Below are 6,187 nucleotides of genomic sequence, written 5' to 3' on the forward strand. Positions count from 1 at the left end.
TGGTAATATTATTTTTAGGGTGTAACTTTGGGTGCATAAAACAATACACCCGAAGGTATGAATATCAAACGGAACATCATCTTCACGTTGGAGAGCAGGAAGAAGGACGGAGTTCTTATCACAGAGAACGTACCTATTCGTATGCGCGTTAATTTTGCGTCCAAGCGGATTGAGTTCACCACTGGCTATCGCATTGATTCAGCCAAGTGGGATGCAGATAAGCAGCGTGTGAAGAATGGTTGTAGCAACAAACTGAAACAATCGGCTTCTGAAATCAATGCTTCGCTCTTGGAGTATTACACGGAAATACAGTCAATCTTTAAGAGGTTTGAGGTAGAGGACGTAATGCCAACACCCGAACATATTAAGGAGGCTTTCAATGCTTTGCACAAACCTGTGAGCGAAGAACCTAAGCCAAAGAAAGAAGCGTTGCCTTGTGATTTCTTTCAGGTGTTTGATGATTTTGTCGAGGATTGTGGACGTCAGAACAATTGGACGGACTCCACGTTTGAGAAATTTGCAGCCGTGAAAAATCATTTGACCAACTTTCGTGAAGGACTTACCTTTGAATTCTTCGATGAACGAGGCTTGAATGATTATGTGAGTTATCTGCGTGATGTAAAGGAGATGCGTAACACCACGATTGGCAAGCAATTAAGTTTCTTGAAGTGGTTTTTACGCTGGGCTTTCAAGAAAGGTGTACATCAGAACAATGCTTACGATAGTTATAAACCTAAACTCAAAAGCACACAAAAGAAAATCATCTTCCTCACTTGGGAGGAACTGAACAAACTCCGAGAGTTCGAAATACCTGCTGCCAAGCAAGCTTTAGATAGAGTGCGTGATGTATTTCTTTTCCAATGCTTCACGGGCTTGCGCTACTCCGATGTGTTTAATCTTCGTAGAAGTGATATAAAGGGAGACCACATTGAGGTTACAACGGTTAAGACTTCTGATAGCCTGATTATTGAGTTGAACAACCATAGTAAAGCAATTCTTGATAAATACAAGGATGTGGCATTTGAAGATGACAAGGTGTTGCCTGTTATTACTAACCAGAAAATGAATGATTATCTTAAAGAGTTGGCAGAATTGGCTGGTATTGACGAACCTGTACGTCAAACTTATTATAGAGGTAATGAACGCATTGACGAAGTTACACCTAAATATGCCTTACTTGGAACACACGCTGGTCGTAGAACGTTCATCTGTAATGCGCTTGCATTGGGTATTCCTCCGCAAGTAGTTATGAAATGGACTGGGCATAGCGATTACAAGGCTATGAAACCATACATAGACATTGCGGACGACATCAAAGCGAATGCTATGAGTAAATTCAATCAATTATAATAGATTTCACAATGAGCAATGATATAAAGAACACCGACAAACAGGATTTTTCGCCCATAGTGCGTGCTATTGGCTCTGATTTAGAGCAAACCCAAGTGCGCATGATTGCTTCGGCTAATGCTGATATGCTCTTCCATTATTGGAAAGTGGGGCATTTTATTCTCTACCTCCAAAAGAAAGAAGGTTGGGGCAGCAAAGTTATTGATAATCTATCCAAGGCTATACGTTCGCAATATCCTGACAAGAAAGGATATTCTGCCCGTAACCTTGTCTATATGTGTCAGTTTGCAAAGGCATATCCTATGGAGATTCTAACGGAAATGAGTAAGGTTGAAGAGTTGCTTGATAGCCCTTCTGTTGATAATATATTACAACTAACAAACGAACTCAATCAATTTACGCAAGAGCCTCTTGCGCAAATACAAGCAGCAAGTATTCAGGGAGAGATAAATACGCAAGAACCTGTTGCGCAATTAGGAGAGATTTCTGAAATGCTGTCGGCTATCTATCACAGCGACATTAGTAAGATAGAGGATATCTTCAAGCAATCTGCCATTGTTCGCACCAACTGGGCAAGCCATGTAATTCTGCTTAACAGCAAGTTGCCTTTAGGTGAACGCTTTTGGTATATTACACAGGCTGTTGCCAATGGTTGGAGCAGTAATGTTCTGCAAATGCAGATTGAAACCAACCTTTTTGCTCGGCAGATTACCGCAAAGAAAGTGAGTAACTTCTCGGCACGATTACCCAAACCGCAAAGCGACCTTGCCAACTATCTGATGAAAGACCCATATATCTTTGATATGATGGGACAGACAGATAAAATGGCAGAACGAGACATTGAAAAGCAATTGGTTTCTCATATCACCAAATATCTTTTGGAAATGGGCAGTGGCTTTGCATTTGTGGCACAGCAGAAGCATTTTGAAGTAGGTGATTCTGATTTCTATGCCGACCTTATCCTCTATAATATCCAACTACACGCATACGTAGTTATCGAACTTAAAGCGACGCCATTCAAGCCCGAATACATGGGGCAACTGAACTTTTATATCAATGTAGTAGATGACACCCTACGTGGCGAGCACGACAACAAGACCATCGGCTTGCTCCTCTGCAATGGTGGTGATAAAGTAGTGGCACAATATGCCCTCTCTGGTTATGAACAACCAATTGGAGTAAGTGATTATCAACTGTCAAAAGCAATCCCTGATAATCTGAAATCTGCTTTGCCTACGGTGGAGGAGGTTGAGAAAGAGTTAAGCAAGATTGTGGAGCAAGAAACTAACTGAAACATTTATATTATGCCCAATAGCATCAAAGAATTACTATCTCAGTTATTACCATTACATCATGCTGAACAAGAGAGGCTAAAGAAAGAAAAGGAGGAAGGAAAATGCTTTAATGTGTTTTCTGCGCTGAATATGTGCTCTGACGAAGTACGCTTGCATTCACGTTTACTCGCAACATTACTCAATCCAAAGGCAAACCATGGTTTGGGAAATGAATTTCTCAAATTGTTCCTTATAGCTTTGGGATTGCCAGAGGATTATATTACACATTGTAAAGAGCAGATAGTTGAACGACCCATAGGAGAAGTAACAGAAACTACTGGCGGCCGTATAGATATTATTCTTGAAGATAGGGAACATGCCGTTATCATCGAAAATAAAATCTATGCAGGCGACCAGCCTAATCAACTGCTTCGATATCATAACTATGGGGTAAAAACGTTTGGGAAAAATAATTTCAAATTAGTCTATCTTACTTTATATGGTAGTGATCCTTCAGCCAGTTCATTGGGAGGGGCACATTTTAATTTTATCAAACTTTCCTATGCACAGGATATACTAAAGCTGTTAGAAAAGCTGGTGAAGACCCAACCTCAAAAGCCTGTTCACAGCACCGTCGAAGATTATATCACGATTATTAAACAACTTACCCATCAAGACATGGATACAAAATATCAACAAAGTATTATTGAAGAAGCCATTAAATCTGACAATATTGATGTTACTTCTGAATTGCTACTATTAAAGGAACAAATCGGAGATAAATTAAGAAAAGACCATATAATTGAACCTCTAAAAGACCTTGGATTTAAAGAACGTCAAGATGACAATGGAGCCTTATGGAAAAGTTTAAAGGACAAAAAATCTCATTTCATCGTTATTAAAACAGACGAAGCCTATTATTGGAAAGAAGTGTGGATTGCAGTTGCTTCGGAGGATAAGACAATTGCGCTGCAACCTAAATTAGATTGCTTTACAGATGAACCAACCCAAAATTATCCTTATGGTTGGAGTTGGATTTCCGATAACGAAGGTAACAACTGGCATGATATAGCTCAATATCCTGCAATTGGAAAAGAAGAAGTGTTAAAGTGGATAAAGAACAAGATTAGTGAAATAGAATCTTGTTTCAAAATCTAAAATTTAGAAAAGAAATAAATGGAAGAATTGAATCAACTTCTGGATTTTGGGCAATCATATCCACAATTTGTTGCTTATCATTGTTTTGGTGATAAAGCTACAGAGTTTCTGAGTAGTCTACAGCAGCCTTATAAGGATATAGTTACTTATAATATAGATGACTTACGCCCTTTAGAATGCCTCGCTGTTTTTGTCTTTACTGACAATGCAGAAGTATATATGTCTGAAATAGATGCTTTTATTAAACAGTATAATAGTTTAGTTGGTAGCATTTTTGTTTTAGACCTACACCCTACTTCGCAGTATAAAGTTTTCAAGGACAGGTGGAATTTCTACAATATTTTTACCTCACACTATTATACTTTGCAAGATAATATTCTTCACTTTTTGATGTTTTTCCATAATTTCATGGAAACGAAAGGAATCATAAGTATGGACTTTAATGATTTTAGGACGTGTGCTCGTTTGGCAACTTATATTACTTCTGGAACAGCTCCGTCGTTAGATCAGGCTATTTACCCAATATCCCCCATATCACATAGTGATAATATTAGAACTATAATGCTTGGATTAGAATTGCAAAGCTTAGAAGAAAATATGCTAAGGGAGGATATGAAGGTATTGGCTTCTTTCTTTGAACAACTTCCAGAGAATGTAGAAGTCAAATGGCAAATTACTCCTAAATGTGGTCAGCATCATACAGAGTATATTGTAGGTTTTGATAAAGCTCCTGTATGGTATACCGATAACCCATAGCGCCCTAATATGACAATACTTCAAATCTCAGATACCCACAATCGACATCGGCTGCTGACCAATTTACCAACAGCTGATGTTTTGGTGCATTGTGGCGACTTTACTGATATGGGTACAGAAGAGGAGGCACTCAACTTCCTGAACTGGTTAATCGAACAACCCTACCGTCATAAGATTTTTGTTACAGGCAATCACGATCTATGTTTATGGGAAGCTGAAAACATAGAAGACTTGCCCAATAATATTCATTTCTTGCAAGACAGAGGCTGTGAAATCGAGGGTGTGAGATTCTTTGGTTTGGCATACAATCATCAAGAGAGCATCATACCGCATGGTGCAGACGTACTTATTACACACGAACCACCTGCGATGATACTGGACGAATCCAACGGAATACATTGGGGGAATCTATCTTTGAGAAATAAGGTATTGGAAGTAAAACCCAAATTCCATCTTTTTGGTCACGCCCATGACGCATACGGCACGGAACAACAAGGAACGACTACCTTTTCAAACGGTGCCGTCCTTAACGACCATTATCAGTTGTGTAACGCTCCTTTGTTGCATAAGGTTTAACTGATAGTTAATGTGTATTCTAACAATACTAAATATTTTCTTAAAACGTTTGCTATTTCTTCAAATACTTCTTTAGTTCTCTTTGCTCTTGCTTAATTTTATTCTGTTGCAACAACAATTCAGCTTGTCGTTGCAGGGCTTGCTCGTAATCGACAACCTTTTGTTGCATCTGCTGAATGGCTTGGGAATTGCGATGTGTGCTAAAGAGGCTGTCGAGATGAATGAAGTCAGAGGCAGTGGCTTTGCCTTGCATACGCAGATAGCGGTAGCGGAGGTCGTAATCGGAGGCTGTTTGTAGCTTGTTGGCTCCCATAGCAAAGAACCAGCAACTCACCATGACCAATCCACAAACCAATCCAAGTAGTATGCGCTCAGCTAATTGCACGCTGGCAAAGAGCGAGTAGTTCTTGTACTCTACAGGCTTTTGTTGCTCTATGATGAGTTGCTGCAAGGCTTCAAACTTCGGGTCGAGTTTCTTGCTCGACTGCGAGAGTGCCTCTAAAACAAAAAGTTGGTGCTCCTTGATTTTGGCTTGCGTCTCTTTGGAAAGATGAATTTGCACGGTTTCTTGCGTTGTAGTGCGCGCTGCTGTTGAGTTGGCAGGCTGTTCTGCAAGCGTGGTGCGTAGTTCTGCTTGCGCCTTACTGATGAATTTGCATTCTTGTTTGAGTTCTTCGATAATGTCGAGGATTGGTGCCGTTTCATTGTTCATACACTGATATATTTTTTGATGATTAAATTCTACGTTTGCGGTTGGCTCTGTTGCGAAGTTTCTTTTGGAATTATTGCTGTCCGGTAAAACTCAAAAGAGCATAAATATCTTCCCCGAAGCCCAGTAAAATTGGACTTCGGGGTTTATTTTTTCAAAAGTAAGCCCCCTAATCGAAAAGACTTGGTTCAGGTGGTGCTTTTTGCATCTCCTTTGCAAGGAAATCATTCCAAGTTTTTTCGGGATTTTCCATGAATGCGATAAAATCAACGTAGTACATAAGCATAAGTCGTACCATGGTAACAACTTGTGAGAATGCACAATGTCTCTTGATGCTTCTTGATAGAACTGTTATAAGCAGATT

The 6,187-nt window shown here is 39.6% G+C and carries 6 protein-coding genes and 1 pseudogene; 5 read left to right on the forward strand and 2 right to left on the reverse strand.

The window, feature by feature from the left end:
- Positions 1–57: 57 nt before the first annotated feature.
- From F596_RS0105195 to F596_RS0105215, 5 genes are read left to right on the forward strand one after another with little or no spacing between them, the layout of a single operon-like run.
- Positions 58–1,350, forward strand: coding sequence for a site-specific integrase (locus F596_RS0105195; protein ID WP_024992789.1), 1,293 nt, complete (start codon positions 58–60; stop codon positions 1,348–1,350).
- An 11-nt stretch (positions 1,351–1,361) separates the two neighbouring features.
- Entirely contained in the window at positions 1,362–2,642 is a 1,281-nt protein-coding gene (locus F596_RS0105200; RefSeq protein ID WP_008451407.1) for a PDDEXK nuclease domain-containing protein, read from the forward strand.
- 12 nt (positions 2,643–2,654) lie between these two features.
- Positions 2,655–3,782 (forward strand): PDDEXK-like family protein, encoded by a 1,128-nt coding sequence (locus F596_RS0105205; protein ID WP_008451396.1) that lies wholly within the window; start codon positions 2,655–2,657, stop codon positions 3,780–3,782.
- A gap of 18 nt (positions 3,783–3,800) precedes the next feature.
- Complete coding sequence (locus tag F596_RS0105210) at positions 3,801–4,538, forward strand: hypothetical protein (protein ID WP_008451404.1); 738 nt, start codon at positions 3,801–3,803, stop codon at positions 4,536–4,538.
- 9 nt (positions 4,539–4,547) lie between these two features.
- Positions 4,548–5,114 carry a metallophosphatase domain-containing protein gene (locus F596_RS0105215; RefSeq protein ID WP_008451403.1) on the forward strand — a complete coding sequence of 189 codons (567 nt, stop codon included), beginning with the start codon at positions 4,548–4,550 and terminating at the stop codon, positions 5,112–5,114.
- A 52-nt stretch (positions 5,115–5,166) separates the two neighbouring features.
- On the opposite strand, the gene F596_RS0105220 is transcribed toward F596_RS0105215, so the two are convergent.
- On the reverse strand, positions 5,167–5,826 hold the full coding sequence (locus tag F596_RS0105220; RefSeq protein WP_008451399.1) for a hypothetical protein: 660 nt from the start codon (positions 5,824–5,826) through the stop codon (positions 5,167–5,169).
- Between the two features lie 166 nt (positions 5,827–5,992).
- Positions 5,993–6,187 (reverse strand): annotated as a pseudogene (locus F596_RS12135) (IS4 family transposase); the annotation flags it as partial.

The sequence above is a fragment of the Prevotella amnii DSM 23384 = JCM 14753 genome, assembly GCF_000378745.1.
GTDB lineage: Bacteria > Bacteroidota > Bacteroidia > Bacteroidales > Bacteroidaceae > Prevotella > Prevotella amnii.

Bases quoted from the DNA above. Each gene is read 5' to 3' on its own strand.
- F596_RS0105195 (WP_024992789.1), top strand. From the start codon at position 58: ATGAATATCAAACGGAACATCATCTTCACGTTGGAGAGCAGGAAGAAG.
- F596_RS0105200 (WP_008451407.1), top strand. From the start codon at position 1,362: ATGAGCAATGATATAAAGAACACCGACAAACAGGATTTTTCGCCCATA.
- F596_RS0105205 (WP_008451396.1), top strand. From the start codon at position 2,655: ATGCCCAATAGCATCAAAGAATTACTATCTCAGTTATTACCATTACAT.
- F596_RS0105210 (WP_008451404.1), top strand. From the start codon at position 3,801: ATGGAAGAATTGAATCAACTTCTGGATTTTGGGCAATCATATCCACAA.
- F596_RS0105215 (WP_008451403.1), top strand. From the start codon at position 4,548: ATGACAATACTTCAAATCTCAGATACCCACAATCGACATCGGCTGCTG.
- F596_RS0105220 (WP_008451399.1), bottom strand. From the start codon at position 5,826: ATGAACAATGAAACGGCACCAATCCTCGACATTATCGAAGAACTCAAA.